Below are 18,728 nucleotides of genomic sequence, written 5' to 3' on the forward strand. Positions count from 1 at the left end.
TCCTTGAGGTGGCGGGCGGAGGTGGCCGCCTGCTTCGGGTCGCCGGACCCGGACGCCAGCCGCGCGCCGAGCAGTTCGACCTCGGTGCGGATGTCGTCGAAGCGGCGGGCGAAGTGGGCCAGGCCCTCGGCGGGCTCGCCCGCCTGCCACGAGCCGACCACGCGCTCGCCCTCGGCGGTGCGCACGTAGACGGTGCCCTCGTCGTCGACCCGACCCCACTTGCCCGGGTCGTCGGACGCGACGGCCACGGGCGGGACCTCGTCACCGGGGGTCGGCGCCGCGGGCGGGTGCGCGACGGCGGCCACGACGTCCGGCGCGGGCACGGGCTCGGCGGGCTGCTCGGCCGCGGGCTGCTCGGCGGCGGGCTGCGACGCGGGGGTGGGGTCGTCAGCCGGTGCGGGGGCGGGGTCCGCGGTCGCCGCGACGACGGCGGCCGGGCTGGCGGGCGCCTGGGCCTCCGTGGGCGCCACCGGGTCGGCGACGGTGGTCTGACCGCGCTCCGTCACGGCCTGGGCGTTGTCCTGCTCGTCGGTCATGTGGCCGGCTCCTCCCGCCTGCGTGCCCGCGGCTGTCGCGGGCGCCCCGCTCGCGCGGGGCCCAGCACTGTGCGTACGACCTTTTCGGGCCGATGTACCTGCGCGCATTCAAACAGGTCAACTGCCACCTGGGTATCCCGAGGGCCGCACTCGTAGCCATGGTGCCGCAAACTCCGCGCCGCGTGGGGTGGGAACGCCGAGAATGTGCGGCGGACGTACCCTCTGGCCGTGATCTCGCGCGTCGCGGTCCTGCCGCATCCGCCGCTGCTGGTGCCCGAACTGGTCGGCGGCGGCGACCGCGACGCCGACGCGGTCCGCGCCGCCTGCCTCGACGTGGCGCGCGAGCTGGCCGCCGCGTCGCCCCGCTGGACCGTCGTCGGCGTGGGCCAGGCGCCGGCCACCGGCGTGGGCACGTTCCGCGGCTACGGCGTCGACGTCCGCGTGACCCTCGGCGACGGCGACGGCGCCCCCGACGCCTTCTGGCCGCTGCCCGCCCTGATCGCGGGCTGGCTGCGCGAGCGGGCCGGGGCCGAGTCCGTCGACCTGCGCCTCGTCGACCCCGACCTCGACCCGGGTTCCTGCGCCGAGCTGGGCCGCGCCCTCGCGGGCGGATCGGGCGCGCTGCTGGTGCTGGGCGACGGGTCCCACCGCCACGGCGAGCGCGCCGTCGGCAAGCCCGACGACCGGGCGGGCGAGTTCGACGAGCGGGTGGCGCACGCCCTCGCCACCGTCGACACCGCCGCCCTGCGCGCGCTCGACCCCGCCCTGGCCGCCGAGCTGGGCGCGGTGGGGCGGGCGCCCTGGCAGGTCCTCGCGGGCGCGGTGGACGCCGACGGCCGCGCGTGGCAGGCCACCCGATCGACCACGCTCACGCCCTTCGGCGTCGCCTACCACCTGGCGATCTGGGAGCCCGCGTGATCGCCGTGGTCGGCCCGACCGCCACCGGCAAGTCCGACCTCGGCGTCGCGCTCGCCGAACGCCTCGACGGCGAGGTGGTCAACGCCGACGCCATGCAGCTCTACCGCGGGATGGACATCGGCACCGCGAAGATCACCCCTGCCGAGCGCCGCGGCGTCCCGCACCACCAGCTCGACGTCCTCGACGTCCGCGAGACCGCGTCCGTGGCCGCCTACCAGCGCCACGCCCGCGCCGCGATCGAGGACATCCGCGAGCGCGGCCGCACCCCGATCCTGGTCGGCGGCTCCGGGCTGTACGTCCAGGCCGTGCTCGACGACCTCGACTTCCCCGGCACCGACCCGGAGCTGCGGACCCGGCTGGAGGCCGAGCTGACCCAGGTGGGCGCCGCCGTCCTGCACGAGCGCCTCACCCGGCTCGACCCCGTCGCCGCCGGGGCGATCCTGCCCAGCAACGGCAGGCGGATCGTGCGCGCGCTGGAGGTCATCGAGCTCACCGGCCGCCCGTTCTCCGCGACCATGCCGCGCCCCGGCCCGCCCCGCTACGGCGCCGTGCTCATCGGCATCGACCGCGACCCCGAGGAACTGGACGCCCGGGTCGACACCCGGGTGGAGCGGATGTTCGCCGCGGGCCTGGTCGACGAGGTGCGCGCGCTGGAGGCCCACGGCCTGCGCGAGGGCCGCACCGCCTCCCGCGCGCTCGGCTACCAGCAGGTCCTCGCCGCGCTCGACACCGGGGACTTCGCGGCGGCCGCCGAGGAGACCGCGCGCGCCACCCGCCGGTTCGTCCGCCGCCAGCGCTCCTGGTTCCGCAGGGACAAGCGCGTCGTCTGGCTCGACGCCGCCCGCCCCGACCTGCTCGATGCCGCGCTGGCGGTCGTAGGCTGATGGCATGGCCATCCCGTTCCGCAAGGGCCACGGCACCCAGAACGACTTCGTGCTGCTGCCCGACCCCGACGGCGACCTCGACCTGACCGAGAGCCGGGTGCGCGCGCTCTGCGACCGCAGGCGGGGCCTCGGCGCGGACGGGGTGCTGCGCGTCGTGCGGACCAAGGCCGTCCCGGACGCCCCCGAGGGCATCGACGGCGACGTGTGGTTCATGGACTACCGCAACGCCGACGGGTCCATCGCCGAGATGTGCGGCAACGGCGTGCGCGTCTTCGCCCGCCACCTGGCCCAGCACGACCTGGTCGACGGCCCCGAGTTCCCCGTCGGCACGCGGGCGGGCCTGCGCACGGCGACGGTCCACCCCGACGGCGACGTCACCGTCGACATGGGCCCGGTGCGCCTCCTGGGCACGTCCACCGCCACGGTCGACGGCAGGACCATGACCGGCATCGGCGTCGACGTCGGCAACCCGCACCTGGCGTGCGTCACCGACGACCTCGACGGCCTCGACCTCACCACCCAGCCCGGGTTCGACAGCGCCGTCTTCCCGAACGGGGTGAACATCGAGTTCATCGTCCCGGCGGGCGACGCCGAGATCCGCATGCGGGTGCACGAGCGCGGCGTCGGCGAGACCCGCTCCTGCGGCACCGGGACCGTCGCCGCCGCGGCCGCCGCCCTGCGCGCGGCCGGACGCGCCGACGGCGAGGTGACCGTCCACATCCCCGGCGGAACGGTGCGGGTGGCGATCGCCGACGGCACGGCCACGCTCACCGGCCCGGCCGAGTTCGTCGCCGAGGGCACCCTCGGCCAGGAGTGGTGGTCAGGCCTGTAGCGGCCGCGACCACGCCGTCTTGAACCACAGCGTGGCGACCACGACGACGGCGATCTCGCTGATCACCAGGCCGATGCCCGGCCCGGGCGAGTCCAGCCCGGCCGACGACTGCCGCGTCCAGATCGCCAGCATCCCGTCGACGGAGGCGAACCAGCCGCCGAGCGCGCACACCCAGGTCAGCGCCCACAGCCGGGTGATCAGCGCGAGCGCGGAGGCGACCACGCCGAAGACCAGCGACGTCGCGGCGAACAGGCGAGGCACCATGCCCGCCTTGCCCGCGGCGTCGCCTGCGCCGAGCAGCACCTCCCAGCCCGCCGCCGTGCCCATCCACGGCAGGATGTAGCCGATCATCAGGGCGAACACCCCGACCGCCAGTACGACGGCCCGACCACCCAGCTCGACCCGGCGCGACGCCCGCCGCTCGACCTCGTCGACCTCCGCGCGCAGCGCCTGGTCGGTGGAGTCCATCGGTTCGTCGGTGCTCATCGGACAGCGCACCCCGTCTCGGCCGGTGCGGGCGGCGGCGCGCCGAAGCCGGGCAGGCCCAGCCCGACGCCGTTGGTCTTCGGCCGCAGACCGGCCTCGTGGTTGTCGCCCGCGCGCGTGCGTCGGTGCGACACCAGCGGCCCGTCGGCCACCAGGTGGTGCGGGGCGGCGTAGGTGACGACCGCCTCGACGATGTCGCCGGGCCGCACGCCCTCCGCCGGGGTGAAGTGCACGAGCCGGTTGTCGCGGGCGCGGCCGCTCATCCGCCGGGTGTCGGCGTCCTTGCGGCCCTCGCCGGTGGCGACCAGCAGCTCCACGGTCTTCCCCACGACCTGCTTGTTCAGCTCCCAGGAGATGGAGTCCTGCAGCTCGACCAGCCGCTCGTAGCGCTCCTGGACGACCTGCTTGGGCAGCTGGTCGGGCAGTTCGGCCGCGGGCGTGCCCGGCCGCTTGGAGTACTGGAAGGTGAACGCCCCGGAGAAGCGCGCCTGCCGCACGACGTCCAGCGTCGCCTCGAAGTCCGCGTCGGTCTCGCCGGGGAAGCCCACGATGATGTCGGTGGTGATCGCCGCGTCCGGCATGGCCTCGCGGACCTTGTCGAGGATCGACAGGTAGCGCGTGGACCGGTACGAGCGGCGCATGCGGCGCAGGACGTCGTCGGAGCCCGACTGCAGCGGCATGTGCAGCTGGTGGCACACGGCCGGGGTCTCGGCCATCGCGGCGATGACGTCGTCGGTGAAGTCCTTCGGGTGCGGGGAGGTGAACCGGACCCGCTCCAGGCCGTCGATGTCCCCGCACGCGCGCAGCAGCTTGCCGAAGGCGTAGCGGTCGCCGAACTCCACGCCGTAGGAGTTGACGTTCTGCCCGAGCAGCGTCACCTCCAGCACGCCCTCGGCCGCCAGCGCCTTGACCTCGGCCAGCACGTCGCCGGGGCGGCGGTCCTTCTCCCGCCCGCGCAGCGACGGGACGATGCAGAACGTGCAGGTGTTGTTGCAGCCCACGGAGATGGACACCCACCCCGCGTACGCCGAGTCGCGGCGGGCGGGCAGCGTGGAGGGGAAGGTCTCCAGCGACTCCAGGATCTCCACCTCGGCGCGGCGGTTGTGCCGGGCGCGCTCCAGCAGCACCGGCAGCGAGCCGATGTTGTGCGTGCCGAACACGACGTCGACCCAGGGGGCCCTGCGGACGATCTCGCCGCGGTCCTTCTGCGCCAGGCAGCCGCCGACGGCGATCTGCATCCCCGGGTTGGCGTTCTTCACCGGCGCCAGGTGCCCGAGGTTGCCGTACAGCTTGTTGTCGGCGTTCTCGCGCACGGCGCAGGTGTTGAACACGACGACGTCCGCGGCCTGGCCGGGACCGGCCGCCACGTATCCGGCGTCCTCCAGCAGCCCGGAGAGCCGCTCGGAGTCGTGGACGTTCATCTGACACCCGAAGGTGCGGACTTCATAGGTGCGCATCTCGGTGATTGAGGGTACGCGCAGGCGGACCGGGCCCCCAGAGCCACCCGCGTCTGGCACGATCGGCCGATGACCCGGGTTCGGCTGTGCGTGGTGTTGGTGGCGCTCGCGCTGCTGACCGCGTGCGACACCGGGTTCGAGGGCGTCCGGCTGCGCATCGCCGCGGGCTTCGACGGCGGCGTCTACCACGCGCTGTCGGCCCCGCTGGCCGACGCCTGCCGCGCCCGGCTGGGCATGGCCCGGCCGGAGGTCCTGCAGACCCGCGGCTCGCCGGACAACCTGAACAAGCTGGTGGGCGGCGAGGTCGACATCGCCTTCAGCGCCGCCGACGTGGCCGCCGAGCGCCGTCCCGGCCCGCGCAGGCCGATGGCCCTGGCCCGCCTCTACAACGACTACCTGCACCTGGTCGTCCGCGACGAGGACCCCATCGAGGCGGTGGCCGACCTCGCGGGCAGGCGGGTCTCGATCGGGGCGCCGGAGTCCGGGGTCGCGGTCATGGCCCGCCGCGTGCTGGAGGTGGCCGGGCTGACCGGCGGGCTGAAGACCCGCGACCTGGGTCTCGCCGCCTCCATCGACGCGTTCAACGCGGGCGACATCGACGCGTTCTTCTGGTCCGGCGGCCTGCCGACCGACCTCATCGAGGACCTGTCGGCGATCAGGCGCATCCGCCTGATCGACATGACCGACATCCTGCCCAACCTGATCAACCGCTACCCGGTCTACAACGCCGAGCTCATCCCGGCGTCGACCTACCACCTCGCCGGTCCCGCGGTGAACACCCTCTCGGTGCCGAACTACCTGCTGACCACCGACGCGATGCCTGCCGACCTGGCCATGGCGCTGGTGGAGACCCTGTTCGAGGCCCAGCCCGCGCTGGTGCGGGCCAACAAGGCGGCGACGGCGATCGACATCCACTCCGCGATCGAGACCGACCCGGTCCCGCTGCACCCGGGCGCGGTCCGCTACTACCGCGAGCAGAAGATCTAGACCGGCCGCGCGGGCAGCACCACCGTCACCCGCAGCCCGCCGCCGTCGGGCAGGTCCAGCCGCAGCTCCCCGCCCGCCTTGGCCACGATCCGGCTCACGATCGCCAGGCCGAGGCCGGACCCGGGCACGTTCTGGTGGGCGTGGCTGCGCCAGAACCGGTCGGTCGCCCGGTCCAGTTCGTCGGGGCGCAGCCCCGGGCCGTGGTCGCGCACGGCCAGCTCGACCCGGTTGTCGGTGCTCGCGACCGTCACCCGCACGCGCTCACCGGACGGGGTGAACTTCAGCGCGTTGTCCAGCAGCGCGTCGAGGATCCCGTCGACGCCGCGGGCGGGGGCCAGCACGACGACGTCGCCCGCGAGGCCCTCGATGTCGAGGTCGATGCCGCGCGCGGTGGCCACCACGTCCCAGTCGGCGACCCGCTCGGCCACGACCTGGTCGACGTCGACGGGCACCAGGTCGCCGCCCGCCCCCTCGGCGCGGGCCATGGCCAGCAGCTCGTCGAGGATGCGCTTGAGCCGGTCTGCCTCGGCGGCCGCGGCCACCCTGTGCACCTCGGCGGCCTCGTCGACGTGGCCTTCGAGGTTCGCCAGCCGCAGCTTGAGCGCGGTCAGCGGGTTGCGCAGCTGGTGGGAGGCGTCGGCGACGAACGCGCGCTGGGCGGCGAGGGTGTCGGCGACGCTGGCGGCCATCTGGTCGAAGGAGCGGCCGAGCTGGCGCAGCTCGGGCGGCCCGTGCGCGCTGCCGACCGGCTCGACGTCGCGCCCGCCGACGACAGACCCGACCAGTGCGCCGGTGGCCTCGTCCAGCCTGCGCACCGGCCGCAGGATCCACTGGATGACCGGCACCGCGACCAGCAGGGCCAGCGCGAACGCGGCCACCCCGCCCGCGCCGATGAGCAGCCACCACCACAGGACCCTGGTCCGGACGCGGTCGGTCGGCGACACGCTGACCACGGCCCCGCGCACGTCGGCGTCGACCAGGACCGGGGCGACCATGACCATCGGGCTGTCGTCCCAGGGCATCAGCAGCGACCCCGACTGCGGCCTGCGCCCGGCCAGCGCCTCGTTGAGCTGGGTCTGCACCAGCGGGTCGTCGAGGTCGATCTCGTTCTGGCCGAACCGGCCGGAGCCGACCTGCGCCCGCGAGTCGCGGTCGACCACGACGATGTCGATGCCGTACAGCTCGTGGTAGCGCCGCAGCTCGTCGCGCATCACGGCGGGCTGGCTCTCGATCAGCGGGCGCTGGGCCATGGAGGCGTAGTGGTTGATGTCGGTCAACCGGTCCAGGAACATGTTGCGCTGCTCGGTGCCCGCCACGGACAGCGCGAGCGGCACGCCCAGCCCGAACACGACCAGCGCGACGAGGAACCAGACCATGCCGAGCAACCGGGTACGCATCCCACCCCCGTCCGTCCAGAAGTCAAGGATGCCTCACTCCGCGCGGTCGGGTTTGCGCGCCAGCCGGTAGCCCACCCCCCGCACCGTCTCGATCAGCGCGGGACGGCCCAGCTTGGTGCGCAGGTTCGCCACGTGGACGTCGAGCGTGCGGTTCTCCGCCGCGCCCGCGCGGCCCCACACCTCCTCCAGGATGTGCTCGCGCGAGCACACCGCGCCGTCCGCGGCGACGATGAGGCCGAAGACCTGGAACTCCTTGCGCGACAGGGCCACGGCCGCACCGTCCACAGTGACCTCATGGCGGTCGAAGTCGATGTGCACGCCGTCGAGTTCGGCAGTGCCGGTGGCGCCCACCGCGGCCGGGGCCTTGCGCCTGCGCACCGCGTGCACGCGCGCCACCAGCTCGTCCACGTCGTAGGGCTTGACCAGGTAGTCGTCCGCGCCCGCGCGCAGCCCCAGGATGCGGTCGTCGACCTCGCCGCGCGCCGACACCACGATCACCGCCACGTCGCTGGCCGCCCGGATCTGTCGACACAGGACGACCCCGTCCACATCGGGCAGGCCCAGGTCGAGCAGCACGACGTCGACCTCGCCGACGGTGTCGAGCACCCCGGCGCCGGAGGCCAGCCTGCGCACCGCCAGACCCCGGCGGACCAGGGCGGGCATCAGCGCGTCGGCCACCCGGTCGTCGTCCTCCACGAGCAGCACTCGCAACGCGTGTCCCTCCGTACTCGGGTGTGACAGAGTTGAGACCCTAAGTGTTGCTCAAGCCTGGTGGACTTGGGCCGGTGCCGGAGTAGGTTTCGGCGAAACCCGGCCAGCTCACCGTCGACACGCGTTCGTGGAGGATCCCGCATGACCGGCTCGAACGCCGCTCCGCCCATGATCCGGATGGAGTCGGTGGACAAGTTCTTCGGCCCACTGCACGTCCTCAAGGACATCACCCTGGAGGTGCCGAAGGGCCAGGTGGTCGTCGTGCTGGGCCCCTCCGGCTCCGGCAAGTCCACCCTCTGCCGCGCCATCAACCGGCTGGAACCGATCAACTCCGGGACGATCGAGGTCGACGGCAGGCCGCTGCCCGCCGAGGGCAAGGAGCTGGCCCGGCTGCGCGCCGAGGTCGGCATGGTCTTCCAGAGCTTCAACCTCTTCGCCCACAAGACCATCCTGGACAACGTCACCCTCGGCCCGATCAAGGTGCGCAAGCAGCCCGCGGCCGAGGCGCGCAAGACGGCGCTCGAGCTGCTGGAGCGGGTCGGCATCGCCAACCAGGCGCAGAAGTACCCGGCCCAGCTCTCCGGCGGCCAGCAGCAGCGGGCGGCGATCGCCAGGGCGCTGGCGATGCGCCCGAAGGTGATGCTGTTCGACGAGCCGACCTCGGCCCTGGACCCGGAGATGGTCCAGGAGGTGCTCGACGTCATGACCACCCTGGCCAAGGAGGGCATGACCATGCTCGTGGTCACCCACGAGATGGGCTTCGCCCGGCAGGCAGCCGATCGGGTGATCTTCATGGCCGACGGCGAGGTCGTCGAGGACAGCACCCCCGACTCGTTCTTCAGCGCGCCCAAGTCCGGGCGGGCGAAGGACTTCCTTGGCAAGATCCTGACCCACTGAGGTGTCATTGCGGCGTGGAGCTCCACGCCCGAACGAATCAGGAGTGGAGATCGATGAAGCTTCGTAGCCTGGCGGCGGGTCTGCTCGTCAGCGCCCTCGCCCTCACCGGGTGCGGCAAGGAGGGCAGCCCGACCGGCGGCGGTCAGGCCCCCACCCAGGAGGCCGCCTCCGACGTCACCGTCGAGGGCTCGCCCACCTTCGACAAGATCAAGGCGCGCGGCAAGGTCGTGGTCGGGGTCAAGGAAGACCAGCCGGGTCTGGGCTACAAGGACCCGACGACCGGCGAGTTCTCCGGCTTCGACATCGAGATCGCCCGCCTGGTGGCGGCCAAGCTCGGCTTCGACGCCACCAAGATCGAGTACAAGGCCATCCCGTCGGCCGGTCGCGAGCAGGCGATCATCAACGGCGACGTGGACTACTACGTCGGCACCTACACGATCAACGACAAGCGCAAGGAGCAGATCTCCTTCGCCGGTCCGTACTTCGTCGCAGGCCAGGACCTGCTGGTCCGCAAGGACGACACCTCGATCACCGGCCCGGAGACCCTCAAGGGCAAGAAGGTGTGCTCGGTGACCGGCTCCACCCCGATCCAGCGGGTGCGCGACCAGGGCCTGACCGAGGCGGGCAACATCGTCGAGCTGCAGACCTACTCGCAGTGCGTCACCCAGCTCGACCAGGGCCAGGTGGACGCCGTCACCACCGACGACGCCATCCTGAAGGGCTACGCCGCCCAGGAGCCCGACAAGTTCAAGGTGATCGGCAAGACCTTCTCCGAGGAGCCCTACGGCATCGGCCTGCCCAAGGACGACAAGGCCCTGCGCGACAAGGTCAACGACATCCTGCAGACCGCCCTTGACGACGGCACCTGGCAGTCGATCTACGACGCCACCCTCGGCAAGTCCGGCGCGACGGCCGAGAAGCCCACGCTCGACCGCTACTGATCACCCGCTGACCGGCGCCCGCCTCCCACGCGGGCGCCGGTCCGTTATCTGGACCGGGGAGTCCGATGGACGTATTGCTGGACAACACCGACATCTTCGTGCGCGGCTTCCGCAACACGCTGCTCCTGTTCGTCTTCTCCGCCGCCGCGTCGCTGGTCCTCGGCACCGTTCTGGCGATGCTGCGGGTCAGCCCGGTCCCGGTGTTCCGCGCCGCGGGCACGGCGTATGTCACCATCGTCCGCAACACGCCGTTGACGCTGGTGTTCTTCTTCTTCGTCTTCGCGTTCCCGCTGCTCAAGATCATCAGCCAGGACGACTACACCCCGTTCATCGGCGCGGTGATCGCCCTGTCGCTCTACACCGCGGCGTTCGTGTGCGAGGTCATCCGGTCCGGCATCAACACGGTGTCCCCCGGCCAGATGGAGGCCGCCCGCGCGGTCGGCCTCACCTTCGGGCAGACCCTGGGCAGCGTCGTGCTCCCCCAGGCCGCCCGCTCCGTCGTCCCGCCCATGATCAGCACCATGATCGCGCTGCTGAAGAACACCACGGTCGCCGCGGGCTTCTCCGTGGTCGAGGCGGGCGCCATCCGCGACTACCTGTCCGAGCGCGGTGAGAGCGTGCTGGTCGGGCTGCTCTGGGTCGCGTTCATCTTCGTCATCCTGGTCATCCCGCTGACGCTGCTGCAGCGGGCACTCGAGAAGCGGTGGAGCGTGGCCCGGTGAGCGTCAACACGGCCCTGTTCGACTTCCCCGGCCCCAAGGCGCGGATCCGCCACCGGATCTACGCCGCCGTCGGCGTCATCGCCATCGCGGCGCTGCTGGGCTTCGTCATCTGGCGCTTCGCCGACTCCGGCCAGTTCGACGCCCGCCGGTGGGAGTGGATCCAGTACGAGTACGTCCAGGTCGCCCTGGTCGACGCGCTCGTCAACACGCTGCGGGCGTTCGCGGCGGGCGCGGTCCTCGCCCTGGCCTTCGGCGCGATCCTCGCCGCCGGCAGGCTCTCCGACCACGCGATCCTGCGGGTCCCTGCGGCGGCGATCGTGGAGTTCTTCCGCGCCGTCCCGCTGGTCATCCTGATCTTCGTGTTCCACTACGGCTTCAGCCTGGGCAGCCCGTTCTACTCGGTGGTGCTCGGCCTGATGCTCTACAACGGCGCGGTCTTCGCCGAGATCTTCCGCGCGGGCGTGCTGTCGCTGCCCCGCGGCCAGAGCGAGGCGGCCTACGCGATCGGCATGCGCAAGACCCAGGTGATGAACCTGATCCTGCTGCCGCAGGCGCTGCGGGCGATGCTGCCGGTGATCGTCAGCCAGATGGTCGTCCTGCTCAAGGACACCGCGCTCGGCTTCCTCATCACCTACAAGGAGCTGCTGGACTACGCCCGCTACCTCGGCGGCATCGCCGAGTTCGGCAGGCCGCTGATCCCGCTCACCATCGTGGTGGCCGCGCTCTACATCGCGATGTGCCTGCTGCTCACCTGGCTCGCCAACTACCTCGGCAGGCGCGAGCGCCGCAGCGAGAAGCACGTCGAGCACGACGACCGGCTGGAGAAGCAGGTCGAGGCGGTCTGAGCCGCAACGCGAAGGGGCCCCGGTCGTGGTGACCGGGGCCCCTTTTCGTCGCGGCTAGCGCCGGAACAGCTTGTTGCCCAACCACACGATCGGGTCGTACTTGCGGTCGGCGACGCGCTCCTTCATGGGGATGAGCGCGTTGTCGGTGATCTTGATGTGCTCGGGGCAGACCTCGGTGCAGCACTTGGTGATGTTGCAGAAGCCCAGCCCGTGCTCGTCCTGGGCGGGCCGCACGCGGTCGGCGGTGTCCAGGGGGTGCATCTCCAGCTCGGCGATGCGCATGAGGTAGCGGGGGCCCGCGAAGGCCTCCTTGTTCTCCTCGTGGTCGCGCACCACGTGGCAGGTGTTCTGGCACAGGAAGCACTCGATGCACTTGCGGAACTCCTGCGAGCGCTCGACGTCCACCTGCTGCATCCGGTACTCGCCCGGCTGCAGGTCCTTCGGCGGCGTGAACGACGGGATCTCCCGCGCCTTGGTGTAGTTGAACGACACGTCCGTCACCAGGTCCCGGATGACCGGGAACGTGCGCATCGGGGTGACGGTGACGACCTCGTCCTCGGTGAACGTCGACATGCGCGTCATGCAGAGCAGCCTCGGCCTGCCGTTGATCTCCGCCGAGCACGAGCCGCACTTGCCCGCCTTGCAGTTCCAGCGGACGGCCAGGTCGGGGGCCTGGGTGGCCTGCAGCCGGTGGATGATGTCGAGGACGACCTCGCCCTCGTTCACCTCGACGTCGAAGTCGTGCAGCCCCCCGGACTCCGCGTCCCCGCGCCAGACCTTGAACTTCGCGGTGTAGGCCACGTCAGGACGTCCTTCCCGGGTGCGCCGCCAGCTCGGCGTCGGTGTAGTACTTCTCCAGCTCCGGCAGCTCGAACAGCTCCAGGAGGTCCTGCCGCATCGGCTCCTGCTCCTTGGGCTCCACCCTGACCTCGGGCACCAGGCCGTCGCCGCTGGCCGAGCAGACCAGCAGCGTGTTGCGCCACTGGGAGTCCATCTGCGGGAAGTCGTCGCGGGTGTGCCCGCCCCGACTCTCGGTGCGCAGCAGCGCGGCGCGGGCGACGCACTCGCTGACCAGCAGCATGTTGCGCAGGTCGAGGGCCAGGTGCCAGCCGGGGTTGAACTGGCGGTGCCCCTCGACGGTGACCTCGTTGATCCGGACGCGCAGCGCCTGGAGCTTGTCGATGGCCTGCTCGATCTCCTCGGCCTTGCGGATGATGCCGACCAGGTCGTTCATCGCCTGCTGCAGCTCGTTGTGCAGCGTGTAGGGGTTCTCCGCGGTGTCGGTCGGGTTGAACGGCGCCAGCGCCGACTGCGCCGCGGCGTCCACATCGGACTGGGCGACGCTGGGCCGGTCGGACAGCGACTGGACGTAGTCCGCCGCGCCCAGGCCCGCGCGCCTGCCGAAGACCAGCAGGTCCGACAGCGAGTTGCCGCCGAGGCGGTTGGAGCCGTGCATGCCGCCGGAGCACTCGCCCGCGGCGAACAGGCCGGGCACGCTCGCCGCCGCGGTGTCCGGGTCGACCTCGATGCCGCCCATCACGTAGTGGCAGGTCGGGCCGACCTCCATCGGCTCCGCGGTGATGTCGACGTCGGCCAGCTCCTTGAACTGGTGGTACATCGACGGCAGCCTGCGCTTGATCTCCTCGGCGGGCAGCCTGCTGGCGATGTCGAGGAACACCCCGCCGTGCGGTGAGCCGCGGCCCGCCTTCACCTCGGAGTTGATCGCGCGCGCGACCTCGTCGCGGGGCAGCAGGTCGGGGGTGCGGCGGTTGTTCTCCTGGTCGGTGTACCAGCGGTCGGCCTCCTCGGGCGCGTCCGCGTACTGTCCCTTGAAGACGTCCGGGATGTACTCGAACATGAAACGCTTGCCGTCGGAGTTCTTGAGCACCCCGCCGTCGCCGCGCACGCCCTCGGTGACCAGGATGCCCTTCACGCTGGGCGGCCAGACCATGCCGGTGGGGTGGAACTGGACGAACTCCATGTTGATCAGCGTCGCGCCCGCGCGCAGGGCCAGCGCGTGGCCGTCGCCGGTGTACTCCCAGGAGTTCGACGTGACCTTGAAGCTCTTGCCGATGCCGCCGGTCGCCAGCACCACCGCGGGCGCCTCGAACAGCACGAACCGGCCGGACTCGCGCCAGTAGCCGAACGCGCCCGCGATCCGGTCGCCGTCCTTGATCAGCTCGGTGACGGTGCACTCGGCGAAGACCTTGATCCGGTGCTCGTAGTCGCCGAACTCGGCGTGGTCCTCCTGCTGCAGCGACACGATCTTCTGCTGCATCGTGCGGATCAGCTCAAGGCCCGTGCGGTCGCCGACGTGGGCGAGGCGGGGGTAGGTGTGCCCGCCGAAGTTGCGCTGGCTGATCCGGCCGTCGGGGGTGCGGTCGAACAGGGCGCCGTAGGTCTCCAGCTCCCAGACGCGGTCCGGGGCCTCCTTGGCGTGCAGTTCGGCCATGCGCCAGTTGTTGAGGAACTTGCCGCCGCGCATGGTGTCGCGGAAGTGCACCTGCCAGTTGTCGTTGGCGTTCGCGTTGCCCATCGACGCGGCGCACCCGCCCTCGGCCATCACCGTGTGCGCCTTGCCGAACAGCGACTTGCACACCACCGCGACGCGCAGGCCGCGCTCGCGGGCCTCGATCACCGCTCGCAGTCCCGCTCCACCGGCACCGATCACTACAACGTCGTACGGGTGCCGCTCGACCTCGGTCATGCTGTTGTTTTCCCTCTATCTGGTGGGGGGTGGGCGTCAGGAGATGATGCGCAGGTCGCTGATCACGCCGCTGGCCACGAGCATCACGTAGAGGTCGGTGATGACGAGGGTGGCGAGCGTCGTCCAGGCCAGCTGCATGTGGCGGACGTTGAGCTTGGAGATCAGCGTCCACAGGCGGTAACGCACCGGGTGCTTGGAGAAGTGCTTGAGCCGCCCGCCCGCGATGTGCCTGCACGAGTGGCAGGACAGCGTGTACGCCCACAGGAGCGTCACGTTCACCAGCAGGATGATCCCGCCGAGCCCGAGGCCGTGGGTCAGCGCCAGGATCGCGTCGTAGGTGTTGATGATCGAGATGAGGAACGCGACGTAGAAGAAGTAGCGGTGGGCGTTCTGGATGATCAGCGGGAACCGCGTCTCGCCGGTGTACCGGTCGTGCGGCTCGGCCACGGCGCACGCGGTGGGCGACTGCCAGACCGACCGGTAGTAGGCCTTGCGGTAGTAGTAGCAGGTCAGGCGGAAGCCGAGCAGGAACGGCAGGGCCAGGAAGCCCAGCGGGATCCAGCCGGGCAGCTCCGGGAGCGGAGTGCCGAAGTGGCTGGATCCCGGCAGGCAGGACTCGCTGAGGCACGGCGAGTAGAAGGGCGTCAGGTAGCCGTGCTCGGGCACCCAGTACGCCGAACCCCAGAACGACCGGATGGTCGCGTAGACGACGAAGGCCGCCAAGCCCAGGTTGGTCAGCAGCGGTGGCAACCACCACCGGTCCGTCCGCAGGGTCTTATCCGGGATGCGGGCCCTGGTGGGGGCGCCGACGCCTGACTTCATGCGCGTCCTCGTCGTGTCAGTGGTGGGGGGAGGGGAGCTATCGCTGGTAGCCCCCGACGCCCTCGTCGTCGGCGCCCTGCCAGAGCGCCGGGTCGTAGGGCGTGTCCGGCACCACCACGACGTCCTCCGCCTGACGCGGAGCCGGGGTGTGGGCGGGCTGCACCAGCTCGCCCGCATCGATGTCGAGTCGATCGATGTCGTTGGCGATCCGGCGCACGGCCGGGACATCGCCGTACCGCGCGCGTAGCGCGCCGACGCATTGCCGCAGCTGACCTATCGTCCGCTGCAGCTCGGTGTACTCCGTGCTCGACATGTCCGCACCTCCGTAGGCCGGTCGGTTCGTGGCCGCCGCGCCCGGGTAGCTCCCGGGCCCGACATCCCCTCGCCGCCGACTCTGCCGTGCCGATGCCAGGTGTGACAAGTACCACAGGGTGCGCGCCGCAGCGTCACCGAACCGCTACGAAGGTGCCGCAGACGCCTGTGATATCACTCACAAACCCCCGTTATCCTGGGGAAATGAGGTGTGGTCGTGATCACTCGCCAAGCTCGTCGAGCCCCTCGGCCCCGAGTTCGGCGCGAACCACCCGATAGGCCAGTCCCTGCCCGTACCCCTTGCGCGTGAGCATGCCGACGAGCCGCCGGATCTTGGCCTGCTCGTCCACACCGGACATGGCCCGCAACCGCTTACGCACCAGCGCCGCGGCCCGCTCCTCTTCGGCCTCGTCATCCACCGCCCCCACGGCGTCGGCCACCACCGAACTGTCGACCCCCCGCCGCTTGAGCTCCACGGCGAGCGCCCGCCGCCCCAACCCCTGATGCTCATGCCGCGACCGCACCCACATCTCGGCGAACGCGGCGTCGTCGATCAACCCGGCGGCATCGAACTTGCCCAACACACTCTCGGCGACGTCATCGGGAATCTCCCGCTTCCGCAACGCCTGCGCCAACTCCGTCCGGGTGTGGGGACGCATGGTCAGCAGCCGGTAGCAGATGTCCTTCGCCTTGGCAGCAGGGTCGACGTCCTCCCCCCGCCGCCGACGCCCCTGACGCCCTTCCCCCTCACCCCGCCAGCCCGTTTCCCCCTCACCCCGACGGCCCGCGGTTTCCCCGTCACCCTGACAGCCCCCGGTTTCCCCTGCACCCCGCCAAGGCCTGGCTTCCCCCTCGCCCCGCCGAGCCCCCGCTTTCCTCGCACCGTGCCGAGCCGTGCTTTCCCCTTCGCCCCGGCGAACCCCGGCAGCGCGTCCAGCCCCCGCATCCAGCCCAGCTCCAGCACTGTGCTCACCCGCAGCGTCCGGCCCGGACTCAACCTGGGCCCGCCCAGCCGGAGTCCTCACGGCCCCGCTCTGACGTCCGAGCGCCCCACCCGCACCTTCTGCCCGAGCCGCGCGGGAAGGGTCCTCGCCGGACGTCGGAGCCACCCCAGCCTCTTCCCGGTCGACCGCCCGAGACGCGCGCGACCTCTCCTCCTCGCGCGCCTCCCCCACCTCACGCGCACCGGCAGATCCGGCCCCCACGCCCCCACGCCCGCGAACCGACTCAAGCCACGCCTGAGCATCCGCGACAGCATCCGCTTCCGCCGCACCAGCCCGCACCGAACCCGACCGACGACCACCCGCAGGCCCCCGCCCCCACCGCGAGTCCTCCTGCTGGTCCGACTCCGCCCGCGAGGTCGACCGCGCCTGGGCCGACGGCGCCACTCCCTGCGCAGCCCCCGATGCTCCCCCCAGAGCCTCACCGCGCTCCGCAGCCCCATCGCGCCCGGCAGCCTCGATCGGCCCAGCAGGCTCGCTGCGCCCCGCAGGCTCGTCCCGCTCTGCGACCGTGGCGTGCCGCTCGGCCTCGGGCTCAGGAGCCTCGTCCCACCGCGCGAACTCGACCGGTCCAGCGGCGGGCCCCGCCCCTTCCCCGGAGGCGTGGTCCGGTCGCCCGGGCTGCGGGCTTCCCCGCGGGGCCTGGTCCTGTCGTCCTGCCTGCTCGTTTCCTGTCCGCTTGTCCCCTGTCTGTCCTTCCCCTCCCCCCGCACGGGGTGGTTCGGTGTCGTCCCAGCCCGCCAGGACGTCCGGGGGCCGGGCCGGAGTGACCACCCAGTCGTCGGGCCACTCCGACCGCCCCGACATCAGAAGTCGACCGGCGCCGGGGCGGTCGTCTCCTCGGCGTCGAGCTTGGGCCCGATGCCCAGCTTCTCCTTGATGCGCTTCTCGATCTCGTTGGCCACGTCCGGGTTCTCCAGCAGGAACTTGCGGGCGTTCTCCTTGCCCTGCCCCAGCTGGTCGCCCTCGTAGGTGTACCAAGCACCCGACTTGCGCAGGATGCCCTGCTCGACACCCATGTCGATCAGCGAGCCCTCGCGGCTGACGCCCTTGCCGTACAGGATGTCGAACTCGGCCTGCTTGAACGGCGGGGCGACCTTGTTCTTCACGACCTTGACCCGGGTGCGGTTGCCGACCGGCTCGCCGCCGTCCTTGAGGGTCTCGATCCGCCGGACGTCCAGCCGGACCGAGGCGTAGAACTTCAGCGCCTTGCCACCGGTCGTCGTCTCCGGCGAGCCGAACATGACGCCGACCTTCTCGCGCAGCTGGTTGATGAAGATCGCGGTCGTGCCCGAGTTGCTGAGCGCGCCGGTGATCTTGCGCAGCGCCTGGCTCATCAGCCGGGCCTGCAGACCGACGTGGCTGTCGCCCATCTCGCCCTCGATCTCCGCGCGCGGCACCAGGGCGGCCACGGAGTCGATGACCAGGATGTCGAGCGCGCCGGAGCGGATCAGCATGTCTGCGATCTCCAGCACCAGCAGGGCGTCGGTGTCCACGCCGAGGTTCTTGGCGTAGTCGGGGTCCAGGGCGTGCTCCGCGTCGATGAACGCGGCGATCCCGCCTGCGCGCTGGGCGTTGGCCACCGCGTGCAGGGCGACGGTGGTCTTACCGGAGGACTCCGGGCCGTAGATCTCCACGACCCGTCCGCGCGGCAGGCCACCGATGCCGAGTGCGACATCGAGGGCGATGGAGCCGGTCGGGATGACTTGGATCGGCGCCCGGGTCTCCTCGCCCAGGCGCATCACCGAGCCCTTCCCGAAGTTCTTGTCGATCTGGGCCAAGGCCAGTTCGAGGGCCTTGTCCCGATCCGGGGCTGCTGGCATCGTCGTTCCACCTTTTCGAGACTGCTTCGTGCTCACGCCGTTGACGCTACGGGCTGGGGCCGACGATTTTCCGCAGACATCGCCGTCCTGTGGACAACCGGTCCCGCTGTGGATGGATCGTAGCGAACAGGTGTTCGAGGGTGTATAACGACACGCCGTCACCGGCGCACTGAAACATGCTCACACCGTCACCGGCGCACTGAAACATGCTCGCGCCGCTACCGGCGCTCGGTCGGCACCTCGAACACTTCGCAGACGGCCCGCCAGATGTCCTTCGTCGACAGCCCGGCGTCCAGCGCCTGGTCGACCGTGCGGCCGCCCAGAGCGGCGAAGACGTGGTCGCGGGCGATCGTGTCGGCGCGGAGCGGGCCGAACTCCTCGGCCAACCGCGCGCGGAAAGCGGTAATACGCATCAGCGCCAGTCTAGGGTCCGTAGACTGGCGCCGTGCT

19 protein-coding genes and 1 pseudogene are annotated in these 18,728 nt (G+C 71.5%); 8 read left to right on the forward strand and 12 right to left on the reverse strand.

Annotation, left to right across the window (positions count from 1 at the left end):
- Positions 1 to 536 (reverse strand): annotated as a pseudogene (locus IEY98_RS32725) (DUF349 domain-containing protein); the annotation flags it as partial.
- 228 nt (positions 537 to 764) lie between these two features.
- Between IEY98_RS32725 and IEY98_RS18835 the strand changes: the two are divergent.
- The 3 genes from IEY98_RS18835 to dapF are packed head-to-tail and all read left to right on the forward strand — an operon-like array spanning position 765 to position 3,170.
- Positions 765 to 1,454 carry a class III extradiol ring-cleavage dioxygenase family protein gene (locus IEY98_RS18835; protein WP_189211897.1) on the forward strand — a complete coding sequence of 230 codons (690 nt, stop codon included), beginning with the start codon at positions 765 to 767 and terminating at the stop codon, positions 1,452 to 1,454.
- Positions 1,451 to 2,338 (forward strand): tRNA (adenosine(37)-N6)-dimethylallyltransferase MiaA, encoded by an 888-nt coding sequence (miaA, locus tag IEY98_RS18840; protein WP_229787066.1) that lies wholly within the window; start codon positions 1,451 to 1,453, stop codon positions 2,336 to 2,338. Before IEY98_RS18835 ends, miaA begins: the two co-directional genes overlap by 4 nt.
- A gap of 4 nt (positions 2,339 to 2,342) precedes the next feature.
- Entirely contained in the window at positions 2,343 to 3,170 is an 828-nt protein-coding gene (gene dapF / locus IEY98_RS18845; RefSeq protein WP_189211899.1) for a diaminopimelate epimerase, read from the forward strand.
- Here dapF and IEY98_RS18850 read toward each other — a convergent pair.
- Complete coding sequence (locus tag IEY98_RS18850) at positions 3,159 to 3,656, reverse strand: Rv2732c family membrane protein (protein ID WP_229787067.1); 498 nt, start codon at positions 3,654 to 3,656, stop codon at positions 3,159 to 3,161. The two genes, dapF and IEY98_RS18850, sit on opposite strands and share 12 nt — an antisense overlap.
- A complete protein-coding gene (gene miaB / locus IEY98_RS18855; RefSeq protein WP_189211900.1) occupies positions 3,653 to 5,113 on the reverse strand; it encodes a tRNA (N6-isopentenyl adenosine(37)-C2)-methylthiotransferase MiaB in 1,461 nt (486 codons plus the stop codon). Before miaB ends, IEY98_RS18850 begins: the two co-directional genes overlap by 4 nt.
- A gap of 69 nt (positions 5,114 to 5,182) precedes the next feature.
- Between miaB and IEY98_RS18860 the strand changes: the two genes are divergently transcribed.
- Entirely contained in the window at positions 5,183 to 6,100 is a 918-nt protein-coding gene (locus IEY98_RS18860) for a TAXI family TRAP transporter solute-binding subunit (protein ID WP_189211901.1), read from the forward strand.
- Here the strand turns inward: IEY98_RS18860 and IEY98_RS18865 are convergent.
- Positions 6,097 to 7,497 carry a sensor histidine kinase gene (locus tag IEY98_RS18865; RefSeq protein WP_189211902.1) on the reverse strand — a complete coding sequence of 467 codons (1,401 nt, stop codon included), beginning with the start codon at positions 7,495 to 7,497 and terminating at the stop codon, positions 6,097 to 6,099. The two genes, IEY98_RS18860 and IEY98_RS18865, sit on opposite strands and share 4 nt — an antisense overlap.
- Before the next feature lie 33 nt (positions 7,498 to 7,530).
- Positions 7,531 to 8,208, reverse strand: a complete 678-nt coding sequence (locus IEY98_RS18870; RefSeq protein ID WP_189211903.1) for a response regulator transcription factor — start codon at positions 8,206 to 8,208, stop codon at positions 7,531 to 7,533.
- Positions 8,209 to 8,376: 168 nt separating this feature from the next.
- On the opposite strand from IEY98_RS18870, the gene IEY98_RS18875 reads away from it, so the two are divergent.
- From IEY98_RS18875 to IEY98_RS18890, 4 genes are all read left to right on the forward strand, one after another.
- Positions 8,377 to 9,105 carry an amino acid ABC transporter ATP-binding protein gene (locus IEY98_RS18875; RefSeq protein WP_189212452.1) on the forward strand — a complete coding sequence of 243 codons (729 nt, stop codon included), beginning with the start codon at positions 8,377 to 8,379 and terminating at the stop codon, positions 9,103 to 9,105.
- Between the two features lie 53 nt (positions 9,106 to 9,158).
- On the forward strand, positions 9,159 to 10,046 hold the full coding sequence (locus IEY98_RS18880) for a glutamate ABC transporter substrate-binding protein (protein WP_189211904.1): 888 nt from the start codon (positions 9,159 to 9,161) through the stop codon (positions 10,044 to 10,046).
- Positions 10,047 to 10,111: 65 nt separating this feature from the next.
- Entirely contained in the window at positions 10,112 to 10,768 is a 657-nt protein-coding gene (locus IEY98_RS18885) for an amino acid ABC transporter permease (protein ID WP_189211905.1), read from the forward strand.
- A complete protein-coding gene (locus tag IEY98_RS18890; protein ID WP_229787068.1) occupies positions 10,765 to 11,613 on the forward strand; it encodes an amino acid ABC transporter permease in 849 nt (282 codons plus the stop codon). The genes IEY98_RS18885 and IEY98_RS18890 overlap by 4 nt, the downstream gene beginning before the upstream one ends.
- A 54-nt stretch (positions 11,614 to 11,667) precedes the next feature.
- Here IEY98_RS18890 and IEY98_RS18895 read toward each other — a convergent pair whose 3' ends face one another.
- From IEY98_RS18895 to IEY98_RS18925, 7 genes are all read right to left on the reverse strand, one after another.
- Entirely contained in the window at positions 11,668 to 12,414 is a 747-nt protein-coding gene (locus tag IEY98_RS18895) for a succinate dehydrogenase/fumarate reductase iron-sulfur subunit (RefSeq protein WP_189211906.1), read from the reverse strand.
- A gap of 1 nt (position 12,415) precedes the next feature.
- Positions 12,416 to 14,320 (reverse strand): fumarate reductase/succinate dehydrogenase flavoprotein subunit, encoded by a 1,905-nt coding sequence (locus IEY98_RS18900; protein WP_189211907.1) that lies wholly within the window; start codon positions 14,318 to 14,320, stop codon positions 12,416 to 12,418.
- 36 nt (positions 14,321 to 14,356) lie between these two features.
- On the reverse strand, positions 14,357 to 15,142 hold the full coding sequence (gene sdhC / locus IEY98_RS18905) for a succinate dehydrogenase subunit SdhC (RefSeq protein ID WP_189211908.1): 786 nt from the start codon (positions 15,140 to 15,142) through the stop codon (positions 14,357 to 14,359).
- Between the two features lie 37 nt (positions 15,143 to 15,179).
- Entirely contained in the window at positions 15,180 to 15,455 is a 276-nt protein-coding gene (locus IEY98_RS18910; protein WP_189211909.1) for an Rv0250c family protein, read from the reverse strand.
- 220 nt (positions 15,456 to 15,675) lie between these two features.
- Positions 15,676 to 16,134, reverse strand: coding sequence for a regulatory protein RecX (locus IEY98_RS32730; protein WP_373292425.1), 459 nt, complete (start codon positions 16,132 to 16,134; stop codon positions 15,676 to 15,678).
- A 1,127-nt stretch (positions 16,135 to 17,261) separates the two neighbouring features.
- Positions 17,262 to 18,278: a recombinase RecA gene (recA, locus tag IEY98_RS18920; RefSeq protein WP_189211911.1), complete on the reverse strand. Its 1,017-nt coding sequence runs from the start codon at positions 18,276 to 18,278 to the stop codon at positions 17,262 to 17,264.
- Between the two features lie 218 nt (positions 18,279 to 18,496).
- The gene (locus tag IEY98_RS18925; RefSeq protein ID WP_189211912.1) at positions 18,497 to 18,691 is read right to left on the reverse strand and encodes a DUF3046 domain-containing protein; all 195 of its coding nucleotides are present in this window, start codon (positions 18,689 to 18,691) and stop codon (positions 18,497 to 18,499) included.
- Positions 18,692 to 18,728: the final 37 nt, after the last annotated feature.

Source organism: Actinokineospora fastidiosa (assembly GCF_014648415.1).
Classification (GTDB): Bacteria; Actinomycetota; Actinomycetes; order Mycobacteriales; family Pseudonocardiaceae; genus Actinokineospora; species Actinokineospora fastidiosa.

Coding starts and splice junctions, on each gene's coding strand:
- dapF (WP_189211899.1), top strand. CDS start 2,343: ATGGCCATCCCGTTCCGCAAGGGCCACGGCACCCAGAACGACTTCGTG.
- IEY98_RS18850 (WP_229787067.1), bottom strand. CDS start 3,656: ATGAGCACCGACGAACCGATGGACTCCACCGACCAGGCGCTGCGCGCG.
- miaB (WP_189211900.1), bottom strand. CDS start 5,113: ATGCGCACCTATGAAGTCCGCACCTTCGGGTGTCAGATGAACGTCCAC.
- IEY98_RS18860 (WP_189211901.1), top strand. CDS start 5,183: ATGACCCGGGTTCGGCTGTGCGTGGTGTTGGTGGCGCTCGCGCTGCTG.
- IEY98_RS18865 (WP_189211902.1), bottom strand. CDS start 7,497: ATGCGTACCCGGTTGCTCGGCATGGTCTGGTTCCTCGTCGCGCTGGTC.
- IEY98_RS18875 (WP_189212452.1), top strand. CDS start 8,377: ATGATCCGGATGGAGTCGGTGGACAAGTTCTTCGGCCCACTGCACGTC.
- IEY98_RS18880 (WP_189211904.1), top strand. CDS start 9,159: ATGAAGCTTCGTAGCCTGGCGGCGGGTCTGCTCGTCAGCGCCCTCGCC.
- IEY98_RS18885 (WP_189211905.1), top strand. CDS start 10,112: ATGGACGTATTGCTGGACAACACCGACATCTTCGTGCGCGGCTTCCGC.
- IEY98_RS18900 (WP_189211907.1), bottom strand. CDS start 14,320: ATGACCGAGGTCGAGCGGCACCCGTACGACGTTGTAGTGATCGGTGCC.
- sdhC (WP_189211908.1), bottom strand. CDS start 15,142: ATGAAGTCAGGCGTCGGCGCCCCCACCAGGGCCCGCATCCCGGATAAG.
- IEY98_RS18910 (WP_189211909.1), bottom strand. CDS start 15,455: ATGTCGAGCACGGAGTACACCGAGCTGCAGCGGACGATAGGTCAGCTG.
- recA (WP_189211911.1), bottom strand. CDS start 18,278: ATGCCAGCAGCCCCGGATCGGGACAAGGCCCTCGAACTGGCCTTGGCC.
- IEY98_RS18925 (WP_189211912.1), bottom strand. CDS start 18,691: ATGCGTATTACCGCTTTCCGCGCGCGGTTGGCCGAGGAGTTCGGCCCG.